Genomic DNA, 15885 nt, shown 5'->3' on the forward strand with positions numbered 1-15885 from the left:
CGGGAGCACCTCATGCCTCTCACTTTCCATCTCACATGCAACGCGGTGGCCACCGCCTCGCTGGCGCTCCTCGTCGGCGGTTGCGCCGTGGGCCCGGACCACAAGCCCGCGGAACCGCGCGCGCCCACCGGCTGGTCCGCATGGCACGGCGGCTCGCCCGCGTTGCTCGGTGCCGAACGCAGCGCCGCGCCCGCAACGGCATCCCTCGCGCCCGGCGACTGGAAGGCCTTCGACGACCCGATGCTCGACCGCCTGCAGGCGATGGTGCTCGCCGCCAACCCCGACCTGCAGACCGCCGCACTGCGCTTTGCGCAGAGCCGCGTGCAGCGCGCCACCGCGGCGGCCCAGCGCGGCCCGCAGGTCAACGCCAGCGCGGGCGCCAACCGGCAACGGCAGAGCGAGAGCGGCGCGGCCACGCGGGTCATCGATGCGCTGGGCTCCTCTGCCACCAACAAGGAGCAGCTGATCCGCACGCTCAGCGAGCCCTACGACCTCTACCAGGCGGGCTTCGATGCCTCGTGGGAAATCGACCTCTGGGGCCGCGTGCGCCGCGCAGTGGAAGCGGCCGATGCCGATGCCGCCGCCTCGGCCGCGATGCGGCTGCAGGCCGAACTCACCGTGCAGGCCGAGCTCGCGCGCAACTACTTCGAGTTGCGCGGCACGCAGCGCGAACTGCGCATTGCGCGCGCCGACATCGCGGCCGCCGCCGAGTCGCTCGACCTCGTGCAGGCGCGCGCCGATGGCGGGCTCGTCACCGATCTCGATCCGGTGCGCCAGCGCACCCTGCTGGCCGAACTGCGCGCGCGCATTCCCTCGCTGCTGCAACAGGAGGCCGATGCGATGAACCGCATCACGCAGCTGATCGGCGCACCGCCCGGCACGCTGAACACCGAACTGGCCGAGGCCGCCGCCGACAGCGCGGGCCATGCACCGCCGCTGCCCGACCTCGCGCTCGGCCTCCCCGCGGACCTCGCGCGGCGCCGCCCCGACATCGCCGCGGCCGAAGCGCAGCTGCACGCCGCCACCGCACGCGTCGGCGTGGCCATGGCGGATCTGTATCCGCGCATCACGCTGGGCGCGGGCTTCGGCTATGAGTCGGTGGGGAGCGATCGCTTCGGCGACTGGGGCAGCCGGCAATGGCATGTCGGCCCGTCGCTCAGCCTGCCGATCTTCGACAACGGCCGGCGCCGCAGCACGATCGACTTGCGCGAGCTGCAGCAGCAGGAGGCGGCCGTGGCCTTCCAGCAGACAGTGCTCAAGGCCTGGCACGAAATCGACTCAGCGCTCAACGCCTACAGCGCCGAGCGCCTGCGCCATGCCGAACTCATCGAGCGCGAACGCCAGAGCCGCGATGCGCTCACGCTGGCGCATGCGCGCTATGCCAACGGGCTCACCGACTTCGGCGTCGAACTCGACGCGCAGCGCGCGCTGCTGCAGGCCCGCCGCGACCAGGCGCAAAGCACGAGCCGCCTGTCGGTGAGCCTGGTCGGTGTCTACAAGGCGCTTGCGGGCGGTGTGACGCCGAAGGAACTCAACCCAGGTTCGTGAAGCTCGCGTTGCCCAGCCCCGTGCCGATGGTCAGCACGCCCCAGTGCTTCGCATCGCGCATGAAGGGCAGTTCGCTCAGGCCCTGCACCACCGCGTCGTTGTGCATCAGCACCAGCGTCGGGCCCGAGCCGATCATCGGCATGCGTCGCCACACTTCGCTCGGCAGGTGGAAGGCATGCCCCTCCCAGTCGCCCGGCAGGTTCTGCGCACCGCGCGCGATGGAGCCGTCCTGGCGGATCAGCCCCGGGCAGCCGATGCCGATGAACGGCGCGAGCCGGATCTTCTTGCGCTCGCTGTAGAGCACCATCTCCTCCAGCATCTGGGCGATGTGCTCGACGATGCCGCCGCGGTTCGGGCCGTCGTCGGCATGGCGCCACTTCATGCGCCGCACCACCTTCGCGAGCGAGAAGTCGCGCGCCTTGCGATGGCGCGTCTTGACGATGCCGCAGCGGATGTTGGTGCCGCCGATGTCCACCGCAAGAATGGCGTCGTGCCCCTTGAGCATGGCCGGCGGCGTGAGGTGCACCCAGCCGATCAGGCCGCCGTCGTCCACGTTGTGCGAGAGCCGGCCCAGTTGCACGTGCACGCCCATTTCCTCGAGGATGGCGCTGGCCTGCAGGATGGCCCGCTCGCCCACGTCGCTTTCGGGGAAGCCGCCGCCGATCACGATGCGCTGCACCTTCTGCCACGACGGCTGGCGTGTGAAGCGCTGGATCACGTAGGCGAGCTCCTCGGCGAATTCCTCGATGGCGCCATGCATCACGTCGGCGGCTTCGGAGGTCTTCTTTGCCTGCAGCGCGTGGTCGAGTTCCTTCTTGCTGAGGTTGCGCGAATGCGAGAGGCCCAGCGGGTCGCGGCCTTCCTTGCGGCGGCGCTTGCGCCAGCGCTCGAGCAACTCCCTGAAGGCGGTCTGGCTGGCCTGGTCGCCGACGAAGCCGTCCTTGTCGCGCAGCTGCAGGCTATAGCCGTCGACCTGCAGGCCCGGGAGTTCCCGCAGGCCATGGACTTCGGGACGGGGAAGATCGTCCTGGGGGACGGGGGCGGGTTTCTTCTTCGAGGTCTTGGACTTCATGGCCACAGACTATGGGGCCCGCCGCCCTTTGTCCGCATCGGCTCCGCGCGCCACGCCATGTAGGAGATTGACGGGTACGCCAAACGAAGCGTTGTCTATACACTGCCCGCGATGCACCTGCTCCGCAGCTTCCGGCGCGCCGCCCTCCTCCTGCTAGGGGTCTCGATGGCCTGGCTTGCCGCCGCCCCCGCGCAGGCCGCGGACGAGGCGCTGCGCATCGGCTCCAAGCGCTTCACCGAGTCGTACATCCTCGCCGAGCTGCTCGCGCAGACGGCCGCGCCGCACATCGCATCGCCGCCCGTCGTTCGCCAGGGCCTGGGCAACACGGCCATCGTCTACGAGGCGCTGCGCTCGGGGGCCATCGATCTCTACGCCGAGTACACCGGCACCATCGCACTGGAAATCCTCAAGGGCTCGCCCGCGGACACGCGCGAGGCGATGAACGCCGCGCTCGCGCCGATGGGCCTGGGCGTGGCCATCCCGCTCGGCTTCAACGACGGCTATGCGCTGGCGGTGCGCGCGGCCGACGCGGAGCGGCTCGGGCTCCGCACGCTCAGCGACCTGGCAAAGCACCCCGAACTCAAGCTCGGCCTCTCGAACGAATTTCTCGGCCGCGCCGACGGCTGGAAGGGGCTGGCCGCGCGCTACGGCTTCACGCAGACGCCGACCGGCCTGGACCACGGCCTGGCCTACGAAGCGGTGGCTGCCAAGCAGATCGATGCGATCGACATCTACACCACCGACGCGAAGATCGACCACCTCGGCCTGCGCGTGCTCGAAGACGACAGGAAGTTCTTTCCGCGCTACGACGCGGTGGTGCTCTACAAGCTCGACCTGCCCACCCGCCTGCCCAAGGCCTGGGCCGCGCTGCAGGCGCTCGAAGGCAAGGTCGACGAGCACGCGATGATCGCGATGAACGCGCGCGCCGAGCTGCAGAGCGTGCCGTTCGATGTGATCGCGCGCGACTTCATCTCCAGCACGGGCAAGACGGGCGCAGCGCCCTCGCAGGAGGCCCGGCGCGGCTTCACCGCCAAGCTCTTCGGCCCCGACCTCTGGAAGCTCGCGCGCCAGCACCTGCTGCTGGTGGCGGTGTCGGTGGGCATCGCCATCCTGATCGGCGTGCCGATCGCGATCCTGGTGTTCTCGCATGTGCGGCTGCGCGCCGTGGTGCTCGGCATCGCGAGCCTGATGCAGACCGTGCCTTCGCTCGCGCTGTTGGCGGTGCTGATCTCGATGCTCGGCGCGATCGGTGCGCTGCCTGCGCTGATCGCGCTCACGCTCTACTCGCTGCTGCCGATCATGCGCAACACGGTGACTGGCCTCGCAGAGGTGCCGAACGGGCTGCGCCTGGCCGGCACCGCGCTCGGCATGACGCCGCCGCAGAGCCTTCGGCTGGTGCTGCTGCCGCTGGCGCTGCCCACGCTGCTGGCGGGCGTGCGCACGGCCACGGCCATTGCCATCGGCACGGCGACGATTGCAGCCTTCATCGGCGCGGGTGGATTCGGCGAACGCATCGTCACGGGCCTGGCCCTGAACGACCGCGAATTGCTGCTGGCCGGCGCGCTGCCGGCCGCAGCGATGGCGCTGATCAGCGAAGGGATCTTCGAGCTGATCGAGTGGACGATGCGCCGCCGCCGGCGGGCACCGCCCAGTTCGCTGCCGCCGGCCTGAGGAAGATCAGGCCAGCGTGTAGGCCGTCTTCACCGTGGTGAAGAACTCCTGCGCGTACTTGCCCTGCTCGCGCGGGCCGTAGCTCGAACCCTTGCGGCCGCCGAACGGCACGTGGTAATCAACACCCGCGGTCGGCAGGTTGACCATCACCATGCCGGCCTGGCTGTGGCGCTTGAAGTGCGTTGCGTACTTGAGCGACGTGGTCGCGATGCCGGCCGAGAGGCCGAACTCGGTGTCGTTGGCCGTGGCCAGTGCTTCTTCGTAGTTCTTGACGCGGATCACGCTGGCGACCGGGCCGAAGATTTCTTCCTTGTTGATGCGCATCGTCGCGGCCGATTCGCTGAACAGCGCGGGCGACATGAAGTAGCCGTCGGTCTCCAGCTTCAGCAGCTCGCCGCCGGCGGCCAGCGTGGCGCCTTCGCCCTTGCCGATGGCGATGTATTCCATGTCCTGGTTGAGCTGCGACTTCGACGAGACCGGGCCCACGTCGGTGCCCTGCGCGAGCGCGTCGCCGACCTTGATCTTGGCCATGCGCGCCTTCATCGCCTCGATGAACTTCGGGTAGATGCCTTCGGTCACGATCAGGCGGCTCGATGCGGTGCAACGCTGGCCGGTCGAATAGAACGCGCTCTGCACGCTCAGCTCCACGGCCTGCGCGAGGTCTGCGTCGTCCAGGATGACTTGCGGGTTCTTGCCGCCCATCTCGAGCTGCACCTTCTTGTGGTTGGTAACGCACTGGATCGCGATGTTGCGGCCCACCCCCACCGAGCCGGTGAAGCTGATCGCGTGGATGCCCGGGTGGTTGACCAGCGCCTCGCCGATCACGCTGCCGCGGCCCATCACCAGGTTGAAGACGCCCGCCGGAATGCCCGAGCGGCTGATGATTTCACTCAGTGCCCAGGCGCTGCCCGGCACGAGGTCCGCAGGCTTCAGGACCACGCAGTTGCCGAAGGCGAGCGCGGGGGCGATCTTCCAGGCGGGAATGGCAATGGGGAAGTTCCACGGCGTGATGAGGCCGACCACGCCGACCGGCTCGCGCGTGATTTCCACGCCGATGTTCGGGCGCACCGAAGGCAGCACCTCGCCCGAGAGGCGCAGGCACTCGCCCGCGAAGAACTTGAAGATCTGGCCCGCGCGCGTGGCCTCGCCGATGCCTTCGGCCTTGGTCTTGCCTTCTTCGCGCGCCAGCAGGGTGCCGAGCTCTTCCTTGCGCGCGAGGATCTCGGTGCCGATCTTGTCGAGCGCATCGGAGCGCGCCTGGATGCTGCCCGTGGCCCATGCCGGGAAGGCGGCGGTGGCGGCTGCCACGGCGGCATCGACGTGCGCCGCGTCGCCCTGCGTGTACTGGCCCAGCACGTCGGCCAGGTTGCTGGGGTTGACGTTGGGGCTGTAGCTCTTGCCGGCCAGCCACTCGCCATTGATGAGGTTGTTGAATTCAGTCATCGTCGATGTCCTTCGTTTGCCTGTTGCGGTAATGGGGTCTGGAGAATCGAAGGCTAGGTTGCGCCTTCGGACTCCACGTAGAGGGCGTACAGCGAATGGCTGGCCGCCATGTAGAGGCGATTGTTCTTGGGGCCGCCGAACGTGAGGTTGGCACAGCGTTCGGGCAGGCGGATGAAACCGATCGGCAAGCCCCTCGAGTTGAAGATCTTGACGCCATCGAGGTCTTCGGACTTCGCCTGCGGCTGATAGACCTTCATGCCGTTGCCGGCATCGGTGGGCTCGGCTGCCAGCGCGCCGTTCCAGCCCCAGCCCATCCAGATGTTGCCGTCGCGGTCGACGCGAAAGCCGTCGAGCGCGGCCGCGCCCACGCCGTCGATCAGCTTGGCCTTGTTCGACACGCTGCCATCGGAGGCCACGTCGTAGCTCCAGAGGCTGCGGTTGGGGGTGCCCTTCCACTCGATGACGTAGAGCTTCTTCTCGTCCGGCGAGAAGGCCAGGCCGTTCGGGTTCACCAGGTCGGTGATGACCGCCGAGAGCTGGCCATCGGGCGTGAGGCGGTACACGTTGGTCGTGGCCTGCTCGGGCGCGGCCCTCTCGCCTTCCCAGGTGCCCGAGATGCCGAAGAGCGGATCGGTGAACCAGACGGTGTCGTCCGACTTCACCACCACGTCGTTCGGCGAATTCAGCCGCTTGCCCTGGAACCGGTCGGCCAGCACGGTCATGCGCCCGTCGTGCTCGGTGCGCACCACGCGCCGCGTCAGCGAATGCTCGCAGCTCACGAGGCGCCCCTGGCGGTCGCGCGTGTTGCCGTTGCAGTGGTTCACGTTCGACTTGTGGACCTTGAACTCGCCCGTCTTTTCCTCGTAGCGCATCAGCCGGTTGTTCGGGATGTCGCTGCACACGAGATAGCCCTCGCGCGGCATGTACACGGGACCTTCGGCCCAGCGCATGCCCGTGCCGACCTGCTCGAGCGTGCTGCTGTAGAGACGGTACTTGGCGAAGCTCGGGTCAAGGATCAGCACCGCCGGGTCGGGGTAGCGCTGCTGCGGCTTGAACGGAAACGACTGGGCGCCGGCAGCGGCAGCCACGGCGCCGAGTGCCGAGCCGGCAGCCGCCTGGAGCAGGCGGCGACGGTCCATGTGGTTGTTCATGCAGTCTCCTTGGCGATGTCTGTGCTTGCGGCGCAAGTCCGTTCCCGCTGGGCCTGTCGAAGCGCCGCGCGGGGCTTCGACAGGCTCAGCCCGAACGGTTGTCGTGAATCCGCCTCAGCGGACCATGCAGGGCCGTTTGTTGTCGAAGGTCCAGTTGGGAATCAGGTATTGCATGGCTTGCGCATCGTTGCGCGCGCCCAGGCCATGCTTCAGGTACAGCTGGTGCGCCTTCTCGACCTCGGCCATGTCGAGCTCGATGCCCAGGCCGCCACGCGTGGGCACCTTCACGAAGCCCTCCTCGATCTGCAGCGGCGATTTCGTCAGGCGCTGGCCGTCCTGCCAGATCCAGTGCGTGTCGATGGCCGTCACCTTGCCCGGTGCGGCGGCGGCCACGTGTGTGAACATCGCCAGCGACACGTCGAAGTGGTTGTTCGAATGCGAGCCCCAGGTGAGACCCCAGGCCTGGCACAGCTGCGCCACGCGCACCGAGCCCTGCATCGTCCAGAAGTGCGGGTCGGCCAGCGGGATGTCGACCGACTGCAGCGAGAGGCTGTGCACCATCTCGCGCCAATCGGTGGCGACCATGTTGGTGGCGGTGGGCAGGCCCGTGGCGCGGCGGAACTCGGCCATCACCTCGCGGCCCGAGAACACGCCTTCGGCGCCGCACGGGTCTTCGGCATAGGCCATCACGCCGTGCAGGTCGCGGCAGAGGCGGATCGCATCGGCCAGCAGCCAGCCGCCGTTCGGGTCGAGCGTGACGCGCGCATTCGGAAAGCGCTCGTGCAGCGCGCGGATCGCCTCGACTTCTTCTTCGCCGCGGAGCACGCCGCCCTTGAGCTTGAAGTCGGTGAAGCCGTAGCGCGCATGCGTGGCTTCGGCCAGGCGCACGACGGATTCGGGCGTCATCGCCTCTTCGTGGCGGAGGCGAAACCAGTCGTTGTCGGCACCGGGGTCGGTCTCGTACGGCAGGTCGGTCTTCGTGCGGTCGCCCACGTAGAAGAGGTAGCCGAGCATCTGCACCGCATCGCGCTGCTGGCCTTCGCCCAGCAGGGCCGCAACGGGCACTTCGAGGAACTGGCCCAAGAGGTCGAGCAGCGCGGCCTCCACCGCCGTGACCGCATGGATGGTCACGCGCAGGTCGAAGGTCTGCTGGCCGCGGCCGCCGCTGTCGCGGCCGGCGAAGGCGCTGCGCAGGCTGTTGAGCACCGCGTTGTGGCGGCCGATGGGCTGGCCCACGATGAGGTCGCGCGCGTCTTCGAGCGTCTGGCGGATCTTCTCGCCGCCCGGCACTTCGCCCACGCCGGTGTGGCCGGCGCTGTCGGTCAGGATCAGGAGGTTGCGGGTGAAGAACGGGCCGTGCGCGCCGCTCAGGTTCATCAGCATGCTGTCGTGGCCCGCGACGGGGACCACGCGCATGCCGGTGACGACGGGCGCGCCCCGAACGACGTTGGAGATGGCGTTGGAAACGGATTCAGGACTTGTCATCTTCAGGCTCGGTGTCTCAGTCTGCGGTGATGTGGCGGGTGTCGATGAGCGTCTTCCATCGCGTCCATTCGCGCAACTGGAAGGCGGTGAAGTCCTCGGGCGTGCTCGCGACGATTTCCAGGCCCTGGTCGAGCATGCGCTTCTTCGTCTCGGGGTCCTGCATCGCGGCAACGACCGCATCGCCCAGTTTCTTCTTGAGCGCAGGCGGCAGGCCCTTCGGCGCCGCCACGCCCTGCCAAGAATAGACCTCCGCGCCCTTCACGCCGGCCTCGGCCAGCGTGGGCACGTCGGGCAGCACGGGCGAACGCCTGTCGCCGCTCACGGCAATCGCGCGCAGCTTGCCTGCGCGGATGTGCGGCAGCACGGCATTCACGTTCTGGAACGAGAAGTCGACCTGGTTGCCCAGCAGGTCGTTCACGGCAGGCGCGCCGCCCTTGTAGGGCACGTGCACGCCTTCTGTCTTGGTCTGCTGCCAGAAGAGTTCGGCCGACAGGTGATCGGACGAGCCGTTGCCCGAACTCGCGAACGAGACCTTGCCCGGCGTCTTGCGCAGGAGCGCGAGCACGTCGGCCACCGTGTGCTCGGGCCGCGCCACATTGGCGACGAGCACGTTGGGCGCCTGCACGGGCACGCTGATGTAGTCGAAGTCCTTGGTCGCGTCGTAGGGCACGCTCTTTTGCAGGTGCGGCGTGACGACGAACGCGCCGAGCGACGACACCAGCAGCGTGTAGCCGTCGGGCGCCGCGCGCTTGACGAAGCCGGTGCCGATGGTGCCCGTGGCACCGGGCCGGTTGTCGACGACGAAGCTGCCGCCCAGCCGGGTCTGCAGTTGCAGCGCCAGCGCGCGCGCCACCATGTCGGTGGAGCCGCCGGCGGGAAACGGCACGATGATGGTCACGGGCTTCTGCTGCGGCCATGCGTCGGCTTGCGCCGAGGCATGCAGGGGCAGCATCGCGGTGGCGGCGAGCACGAGGCCCGCGGCAAGAAGCGCTCTTTTGTTCATTCGCACATCCGATGAGTGGCTGGACTCGGAACGCCCTTGGCATTCTTCGCGAAACACCGGGGAACCGGCTTTGCCGGGCCCCTGGTGTCGCCCCCGGCGAGGGGGTTGGCGAAGCGACGCGAAGTGCGCGAAGCCTGGGGGCGTACTAGATCCTTACGGCCTGGCGCGCGAGCAGCTTCCAGTTGCCGCCCTGCTTCTGCCACACACCGAGGATCTTCAGCGCGACCTTGCCGGGCTTGCCCGAATCGTTGGTGTCGGCCGCGAGCGTGTGGCGCACGATGGCCGTGTTGGCGTCGACCACCTTGATGGTCTGCTCGGTGATCGTGATGGTCACGAAGTCCGACTTCGCGTCGAGCAGGTCGCTGATGAAGCTGGCCTTGGTGTCGACCTTGCCGCCCGAATGGCCGTAGCTCAGGTCGTCGGCCACGAGCGCGCCCAGGGCGGCGGCGGTCGGATCGATCATTGCGATGCGCAGGCGCTCGGCAGCCGCGGCCACCGCGGGCTGGTCCGATGCGCCGCCGCCGGCGGGCGCCATTGCGCAGCCCGAGAACACGGCGGCCGAAGCGGCGATGAGGAAGAGTTTCTTGATGAGCATGTCGTTGACTCCGTTGTTATGTTGATGCTTGCTTGTCGACTGCGAAAACCCGAGGCTTCTTACTGCGGGCCGAGCGTGGCGATCAGCGCCTTGAGCTCTTCCATCTCGGCGGGCTTGAGATCGGTGAGCGGTGCGCGCACCGGGCCCGCGTCGTGGCCGACGATCTTGGCGCCGGCCTTCACGATGCTCACTGCATAGCCCGGCGTGCGGTTGCGAAGCTCGAGGTAGGGCATGAAGAAGTTCTTCAGCAGGCGGTGCTGCGTGGCCATGTCGTCGTTGGCGACCGCGTGATAGAAGTCCATCGCCGTCTTGGGGATGAAGTTGAAGACGGCCGACGAGTACACCGGCGTGCCCATGGCCTTGTAGGCGGCGGCATAGACCTCGGCGGTCGGCAGGCCACCCAGGTAGGCGAAGCGGTCGCCCATCTTCTGGTAGATCGCGACCATTGCCTCGATGTCGCCCACGCCGTCCTTGAAGCCCACGAGGTTCGGGTTGCGTTCGGCCAGGCCCGCGAGCGTGTCGGGCTTCAGGCGGCTGGAGGCGCGGTTGTAGACGATCACGCCGAACTTCACGCTCTTGCAGACGGCTTCCACGTGCGCGGCCAGGCCTTCCTGGCCGGCTTCGGTGAGGTAGTGCGGCAGCAGCAGGATGCCGTGCGCGCCGGCCTTCTCGGCGGCTTGCGCGCACTGGATGGCAAAGCGCGTCGGGCCGCCGGCGCCGGCAATGATCGGCACCACGCCGCGGCAGGTGTCGACCGCGGTCTTGATGATGCCGGGGTACTCGTCGCCGGTCAGCGAGAAGAACTCGCCCGTGCCGCCGGCGGCGAACAGCGCGCTCGCGCCGTAGGGCTGCAGCCATTCGAGGCGCTTGACGTAGCCCTGCGCGTTGAAGTCGCCGTTGCTGTCGAAGTCGGTCAGCGGGAACGAGAGCAGGCCGGAGCCCATGATGGTCTTGAGTTCTTGCGGGTTCATCGGGAAACGTCCAGTGAAGATGTGAAAAAGAAAAATGAGGGTGGTGGATGGCCGGTCAATCGAGCTTGACGTTGGCTTCCTTGATCACCTGGGCCCAGCGCGCGCGCTCCTTGGCGAAGAACTGGTCCTGCTCGGGCGCGGTCATGGTCACGACCTCGGCGCCCTGGCCTGCCAGACGCGCGCGGATGTCGGGGGTGCGGATGATGCGCACCAGCTCCTTGTTGAGCCGGGCGACCACCGCGTCGGGCGTGCCGCGCGCGGTGACCACGCCCTGCCAGGTGCCCGACTCGTAGCCGGGAACGCCCTGCTCCGAGATGGTCGGCACGTTGCCGATGAGGGGCATGCGCGTGGGCTTGGAAACCGCGATCAGCTTGAGCTTGCCGCTCTGCACGTGCGGGTAAGTGGCGAGCATGCCGTTCATCAGCACCTGCGTCTGGCCGGCGACGGTGTCGAGCACGGCCTGCACGCCGCCCTTGTAAGGCACGTATTCCCACTTGGCGCCGCTCTTGCGCTGCAGTTCGACGCCGGCCAGGTGCGCGGTGCTGCCGCTGGCGGTGACGGCGAAGTTGAAGTCGCTCTTCTTGGAGAGCTCGACGAGCTCCTTCAGCGTGTTGGCCTGCACCGAGGGGTGCACCACCAAGAGGTGCGGCGAGTAGGCCAGCATGGCCACGCTGCGCAGGTCCTTGGTCGGATCGAACGGGAGCTTGGGATACAGCGACGGGCTGATGGCCAGCGCGCCGAGGTCGCACAGCATGAGCGTGTGGCCGTCGGCCGGCGCCTTGGCCAGCATGTCGGCGCCCAGGTTGCCGTTGGCGCCCGCGCGGTTCTCGATCACCACGGGCTGACCCAGTGCGTCCGACAGCGGTTGGCTGATCGAGCGCGCAATGATGTCGGACGAGCCGCCCGGCGGGTAAGGAACGATGAGCCGGATCGGCTTGGAAGGCCAGTTGCCGCCACCGCTCTGCGCGAATGCGCGCACCGGCAGGCTCGCGGCCAGGGTCGTGGCGAGGGCGGCGCCGAGTGCGCCGCGTCGGTTGATGGTCATGCGGATGTCTCCAGTTATTCGATCTGTGCCATGGCTTCGCCCGTTGTCGAAGCGAGAGGTCAGTCATCGTACAACTAGAAAAACGACTTGTCCAGATTCGAACCCAAAAATTTCGGCAAAAGACTCAGCTGTCGGACGAAGCGGCGCCCGCGCCATTGCCCTTGCCCGCGGCGCTCGCACCTTCGGCTTTCGCCTTCTGCTGCTGCGCGGCCTCTTGCGCGATGCGCAGGCGCTCGCGGCTGTTGGTCAGGTGGATGCGCATGGCGGCGCGGGCCGACTCGGGATCGCGGCGCGCGATGGCCGCATAGATTTCTTCGTGCTCGCGGTTCACGCGGCTCAGGTACGCCCCGCCGTCCTGGATGCGGATGGCGCTGATGCGCGTCCGCGGAATGATCGTGGTGCCCAGGTGTCGCATGATGTCGGCGAAATACGGGTTGCCGGTCGACTGCGCGATCTGCAGGTGAAAGCGGAAGTCGGGCGCAACGGTGTCGCCGGCGATCGTCACGTTGTGCTCGAAGTCGTCGAGCGCGTGGCGCATTGCCACCAGCTGCTCGTCGGTGCGGCGGCTCGCGGCGAGCCCGGCGGATTCGGTCTCCAGGCTGATGCGCAGTTCCAGCACCGACAGCACATCGACCGACGCGGCGATCTCGCCCGGGTCGAGGCGAAACACCCCACCCGGCCGCGGCTGCAGGACGAAAGTGCCCACACCGTGCAGCGTTTCGACGAGCCCGCCGGCCTGCAGCTTGGAGAGCGCCTCGCGCACCACGGTGCGGCTCACGCCGTAGGCCTGCATGATGGCCGACTCGGTGGGGAGCTTGTCGCCCGGGCGCAGCGACTGGCTGCGGATCTTCTCGCCCAGGTCTTCCACGAGCCCGTGCGCCAGACCGCGGGCACGCTGGCGCGGCCGCCCCACGAAGGCCGCGGGGCCTGCCGTCGAGCCGGCCTCCGCCGACACATCTACCAAGGGATTACCCGCAGTCGTCTGAACCATGGCCACGATGATAATCCCCTATTAGTTGTACGACAACAGATAACTCATCACTTGAACCGATCCAAAAGTTGTCCCGCACGGCATCGTATCGACGGCTCAGCTCCCGTGCCTGCCGCGCTGCACCAGTCATCACATCCCGGAAACACATGTCGACGCCCCAACAAGCTCCCCACAACAAGCTCGACCGCCTCCTGCTGACCGGCGCGGCCGGCGGCCTGGGCAAGGTGCTGCGCGAGCGGCTCAAGCCCTGCGCGAGAGTTCTGCGCCTCTCGGACATCGCATCGCTGGCCCCGGCCGCCGATGCGAGCGAAGAGGTCGTGCCCTGCGACCTCTCGGACAAGGCCGCCGTGCACGCGCTGCTCGAAGGCTGCGACGCCATCGTGCACCTGGGCGGCGTGTCGGTCGAGCGGCCGTTCGAGGAAATCCTCGAAGCCAACATCAAGGGCATCTTCAACGTCTACGAAGCTGCGCGCCGCCACGGCGTCAAGCGCGTGGTGTTCGCGAGCTCTAACCACGTGATCGGCTTCTACAAGCAGACCGAGCACATCGACGCGCACGCGGCGCGCCGGCCCGACGGCTACTACGGCTTGTCGAAGTCCTTCGGCGAAGACATGGCGCAGTTCTACTTCGACCGCTGGGGTATCGAGACGGTGAGCATCCGGATCGGTTCGTCGTTCCCCGAGCCGCTCAACCGCCGGATGATGAGCACCTGGCTGAGCTACCGCGACCTCACGACGCTGATCGAGAAGTCGCTCTTCACGCCCGGCGTGAAGCACACCGTCGTCTACGGCATGTCGGCCAACCGCAACGTGTGGTGGGACAACAGCGCGGCCGCGCACCTGGGCTTCGTGCCGCAGGACGGCTCCGAGGTGTTCCGCGACAAGGTCGAGGCGCAACCGCCCGTTGCACCGACCGACCCGAACGCCATCTACCAGGGCGGCGCCTTCACCGCACAGGGGCCCTTCGGCGATGAAGGCTGAGCTCGTCCTCGATGCGCGCAACGGCACCGGCGAAAGCCCGGTGTGGCACGCCGCCGAGCAGGCGCTCTACTGGGTGGACATTCCCGCGCGCACGCTCAACAGCTGGCACGCGAGCGAAGGCCATACCCATTGGCAGGCCGATGAAATGATCGCCTGCATCGCGCCGCGCGCCGACATGCCCGGCGCCTGGATCGCCGGCATGGAAAGCGGCCTGTTCTCGCTGATGCCGCAGGCTGACGGAACGCTGGTGAGCACGTCGGTCGCGCCCGTTGCGCACGCGGCGCCTGCCATGCGCTTCAACGACGGCCGCTGCGACCGCCAGGGCCGCTTCTGGGCCGGCACGATGCTGCTGGACATGGCCGCCGGCGCGCGCGTGGGCCGCCTCTACAGCTACGGCAAGGGCAGCGACAGCGCCACCGTGCAGCTGGACGATCTCATCGTGCCCAACGGCCTGGCCTTCAGCCCCGACGGCCGCACCATGTACCTCTCGGACTCGCATCCGAGCGTGCAGGCGATCTGGGCCTTCGACTACGACGCCGACACCGGAACGCCAAGCAACCGCCGCCTCTTCGTCGACATGAAGCCCCTGCCCGGCCGGCCCGACGGCGCGGCGATCGACGTGGACGGCTGCTACTGGATCTGCGGCAACGACGCCGGCCTGGTGCACCGCTTCACGCCCGACGGCCGCCTGGACCGCTCGCTCGAAGTGCCGGTGAAGAAGCCCGCGATGTGCGCCTTCGGCGGTGCGTCGCTCGACACGCTGTTCGTCACCTCCATCCGCCCCGGCGGCATCGACCTCGCAGACCAGCCGCTGGCTGGCGGCGTGTTCGCGCTGCGGCCTGGCGTGGCGGGTGTGCCGGAGCCCGCGTTCAGCGCGGTCGGCTGACCATTTCTTTTCACGTTTTCGATAACCACCAAGCATAGGAAGAGACAAATGAAACTCCACAAGACCCTGATCGCACTTGCCGTCGGCGCCGCAGCCGCGCTGTCCACACTGGCTGCCAGTGCCACCGAGTTCCGCTCGGCAGACATCCACCCCGACGACTATCCGACCGTGACCGCGGTCAAGTTCATGAGCGAACGGCTCAAGGCACTGTCGGGCGGCAAGCACACCATCAAGGTGTTCAACAACAGCTCGCTCGGCAGCGAGAAAGACACCATCGAGCAGACCAAGATCGGCGCGCTGCAGATGGTGCGCGTGAACATCGCCCCCATGAACAACATCTGCGCCGAGACGCAGGTGCCGACCATGCCCTTCCTGTTCCGCTCGGTGGACCACCTGCACAAGGTGCTGGACGGCCCGATCGGCGAGGAGATCCTGAAGTCGTGCGAGAAGCAGGGCTTCGTGGGCCTGGCCTACTACGACAGCGGCGCGCGCTCGATGTTCACCGCCAAGAAGCCGGTGCGCACCTTCGCCGACATGAAGGGCCTGAAGGTCCGCGTGCAGCAGTCGGACCTGTGGGTGTCGATGCTCGAAGCCATGGGCGCCAACGCCACGCCGATGCCCATGGGCGAGGTCTACACGGGCCTGAAGACCGGCCTGATCGACGCCGCCGAGAACAACTACCCCACCTATGAAAGCGCCCGCGCCTTCGAAGTGGCCAAGTACTACAGCAAGACCGAGCACTCGATGGCGCCCGAGATGCTGCTGTTCTCCAAGCGCGTATGGGACAAGCTCTCGCCCGAAGAGCAAGGCTGGATCCGCCAGGCCGCCAAGGAGTCGGTGCCCTACATGCGCAAGCAATGGGAAGAGCGCGAGATCAAGTCGCTCGCCACGGTGAAGGCCGGCGGCGCCGAGATCATCGAAGTCGACAAGGCCCCGTTCCAGGCCGCGATGAAGCCGGTGTACGACAAGTTCATCACCGACGCGAAGCTCAAGGACCTGGTCAAGCGCGTGCAGGACACGAAGTAAGCAAGTCGGATCGTTGAA

The 15885-nt window shown here is 67.8% G+C and carries 14 protein-coding genes; 5 read left to right on the top strand and 9 right to left on the bottom strand.

Going from position 1 to position 15885, the window contains the following annotated elements:
- The first annotated feature begins 12 nt into the window (after window positions 1-12).
- The gene (locus tag RT97_RS09650) at window positions 13-1548 is read left to right on the top strand and encodes an efflux transporter outer membrane subunit (protein ID WP_042578560.1); all 1536 of its coding nucleotides are present in this window, start codon (window positions 13-15) and stop codon (window positions 1546-1548) included.
- Here the strand turns inward: RT97_RS09650 and RT97_RS09655 are convergent.
- Window positions 1532-2620, bottom strand: coding sequence for an ROK family protein (locus RT97_RS09655; protein ID WP_042578561.1), 1089 nt, complete (start codon window positions 2618-2620; stop codon window positions 1532-1534). The genes RT97_RS09650 and RT97_RS09655 overlap by 17 nt on opposite strands.
- A 111-nt stretch (window positions 2621-2731) precedes the next feature.
- Between RT97_RS09655 and RT97_RS09660 the strand changes: the two genes are divergently transcribed.
- A complete protein-coding gene (locus RT97_RS09660; protein ID WP_042578562.1) occupies window positions 2732-4291 on the top strand; it encodes an ABC transporter permease/substrate-binding protein in 1560 nt (519 codons plus the stop codon).
- Between the two features lie 6 nt (window positions 4292-4297).
- Here the strand turns inward: RT97_RS09660 and RT97_RS09665 are convergent, their stop codons facing one another.
- From RT97_RS09665 to RT97_RS09700, 8 genes are all read right to left on the bottom strand, one after another.
- Complete coding sequence (locus RT97_RS09665; RefSeq protein ID WP_042578563.1) at window positions 4298-5734, bottom strand: aldehyde dehydrogenase family protein; 1437 nt, start codon at window positions 5732-5734, stop codon at window positions 4298-4300.
- Window positions 5735-5787: 53 nt separating this feature from the next.
- Window positions 5788-6885 carry an SMP-30/gluconolactonase/LRE family protein gene (locus RT97_RS09670; RefSeq protein ID WP_042578564.1) on the bottom strand — a complete coding sequence of 366 codons (1098 nt, stop codon included), beginning with the start codon at window positions 6883-6885 and terminating at the stop codon, window positions 5788-5790.
- Window positions 6886-6999: 114 nt separating this feature from the next.
- Window positions 7000-8370, bottom strand: coding sequence for a glucarate dehydratase (gene gudD / locus RT97_RS09675; protein ID WP_042578565.1), 1371 nt, complete (start codon window positions 8368-8370; stop codon window positions 7000-7002).
- 16 nt (window positions 8371-8386) lie between these two features.
- Window positions 8387-9373: a Bug family tripartite tricarboxylate transporter substrate binding protein gene (locus tag RT97_RS09680; RefSeq protein WP_080898242.1), complete on the bottom strand. Its 987-nt coding sequence runs from the start codon at window positions 9371-9373 to the stop codon at window positions 8387-8389.
- A gap of 145 nt (window positions 9374-9518) precedes the next feature.
- Window positions 9519-9968: a nuclear transport factor 2 family protein gene (locus RT97_RS09685; protein WP_042578566.1), complete on the bottom strand. Its 450-nt coding sequence runs from the start codon at window positions 9966-9968 to the stop codon at window positions 9519-9521.
- Between the two features lie 59 nt (window positions 9969-10027).
- Window positions 10028-10939, bottom strand: a complete 912-nt coding sequence (gene kdgD / locus RT97_RS09690) for a 5-dehydro-4-deoxyglucarate dehydratase (protein ID WP_042578567.1) — start codon at window positions 10937-10939, stop codon at window positions 10028-10030.
- 55 nt (window positions 10940-10994) lie between these two features.
- Window positions 10995-11984: a Bug family tripartite tricarboxylate transporter substrate binding protein gene (locus RT97_RS09695; protein WP_042578568.1), complete on the bottom strand. Its 990-nt coding sequence runs from the start codon at window positions 11982-11984 to the stop codon at window positions 10995-10997.
- Between the two features lie 124 nt (window positions 11985-12108).
- Complete coding sequence (locus RT97_RS09700) at window positions 12109-12975, bottom strand: FadR/GntR family transcriptional regulator (protein ID WP_042578569.1); 867 nt, start codon at window positions 12973-12975, stop codon at window positions 12109-12111.
- Between the two features lie 146 nt (window positions 12976-13121).
- Here RT97_RS09700 and RT97_RS09705 point away from each other — a divergent pair, with 146 nt between their 5' ends.
- From RT97_RS09705 to RT97_RS09715, 3 genes are read left to right on the top strand one after another with little or no spacing between them, the layout of a single operon-like run.
- Entirely contained in the window at window positions 13122-13955 is an 834-nt protein-coding gene (locus RT97_RS09705) for an NAD-dependent epimerase/dehydratase family protein (protein WP_042578570.1), read from the top strand.
- Entirely contained in the window at window positions 13945-14841 is an 897-nt protein-coding gene (locus RT97_RS09710; protein ID WP_042578571.1) for an SMP-30/gluconolactonase/LRE family protein, read from the top strand. The genes RT97_RS09705 and RT97_RS09710 overlap by 11 nt, the downstream gene beginning before the upstream one ends.
- 48 nt (window positions 14842-14889) lie before the next feature.
- Window positions 14890-15867: a TRAP transporter substrate-binding protein gene (locus tag RT97_RS09715; RefSeq protein ID WP_042578572.1), complete on the top strand. Its 978-nt coding sequence runs from the start codon at window positions 14890-14892 to the stop codon at window positions 15865-15867.
- Window positions 15868-15885: the final 18 nt, after the last annotated feature.

The organism is Variovorax paradoxus (assembly GCF_000834655.1).
GTDB lineage: Bacteria > Pseudomonadota > Gammaproteobacteria > Burkholderiales > Burkholderiaceae_C > Variovorax > Variovorax paradoxus_F.

What these genes read in the sequence shown, in the direction of transcription:
- RT97_RS09650 (WP_042578560.1), top strand. Translation starts at nt 13, where the DNA reads ATGCCTCTCACTTTCCATCTCACATGCAACGCGGTGGCCACCGCCTCG.
- RT97_RS09655 (WP_042578561.1), bottom strand. Translation starts at nt 2,620, where the DNA reads ATGAAGTCCAAGACCTCGAAGAAGAAACCCGCCCCCGTCCCCCAGGAC.
- RT97_RS09660 (WP_042578562.1), top strand. Translation starts at nt 2,732, where the DNA reads ATGCACCTGCTCCGCAGCTTCCGGCGCGCCGCCCTCCTCCTGCTAGGG.
- RT97_RS09665 (WP_042578563.1), bottom strand. Translation starts at nt 5,734, where the DNA reads ATGACTGAATTCAACAACCTCATCAATGGCGAGTGGCTGGCCGGCAAG.
- RT97_RS09670 (WP_042578564.1), bottom strand. Translation starts at nt 6,885, where the DNA reads ATGAACAACCACATGGACCGTCGCCGCCTGCTCCAGGCGGCTGCCGGC.
- gudD (WP_042578565.1), bottom strand. Translation starts at nt 8,370, where the DNA reads ATGACAAGTCCTGAATCCGTTTCCAACGCCATCTCCAACGTCGTTCGG.
- RT97_RS09680 (WP_080898242.1), bottom strand. Translation starts at nt 9,373, where the DNA reads ATGAACAAAAGAGCGCTTCTTGCCGCGGGCCTCGTGCTCGCCGCCACC.
- RT97_RS09685 (WP_042578566.1), bottom strand. Translation starts at nt 9,968, where the DNA reads ATGCTCATCAAGAAACTCTTCCTCATCGCCGCTTCGGCCGCCGTGTTC.
- kdgD (WP_042578567.1), bottom strand. Translation starts at nt 10,939, where the DNA reads ATGAACCCGCAAGAACTCAAGACCATCATGGGCTCCGGCCTGCTCTCG.
- RT97_RS09695 (WP_042578568.1), bottom strand. Translation starts at nt 11,984, where the DNA reads ATGACCATCAACCGACGCGGCGCACTCGGCGCCGCCCTCGCCACGACC.
- RT97_RS09700 (WP_042578569.1), bottom strand. Translation starts at nt 12,975, where the DNA reads ATGGTTCAGACGACTGCGGGTAATCCCTTGGTAGATGTGTCGGCGGAG.
- RT97_RS09705 (WP_042578570.1), top strand. Translation starts at nt 13,122, where the DNA reads ATGTCGACGCCCCAACAAGCTCCCCACAACAAGCTCGACCGCCTCCTG.
- RT97_RS09710 (WP_042578571.1), top strand. Translation starts at nt 13,945, where the DNA reads ATGAAGGCTGAGCTCGTCCTCGATGCGCGCAACGGCACCGGCGAAAGC.
- RT97_RS09715 (WP_042578572.1), top strand. Translation starts at nt 14,890, where the DNA reads ATGAAACTCCACAAGACCCTGATCGCACTTGCCGTCGGCGCCGCAGCC.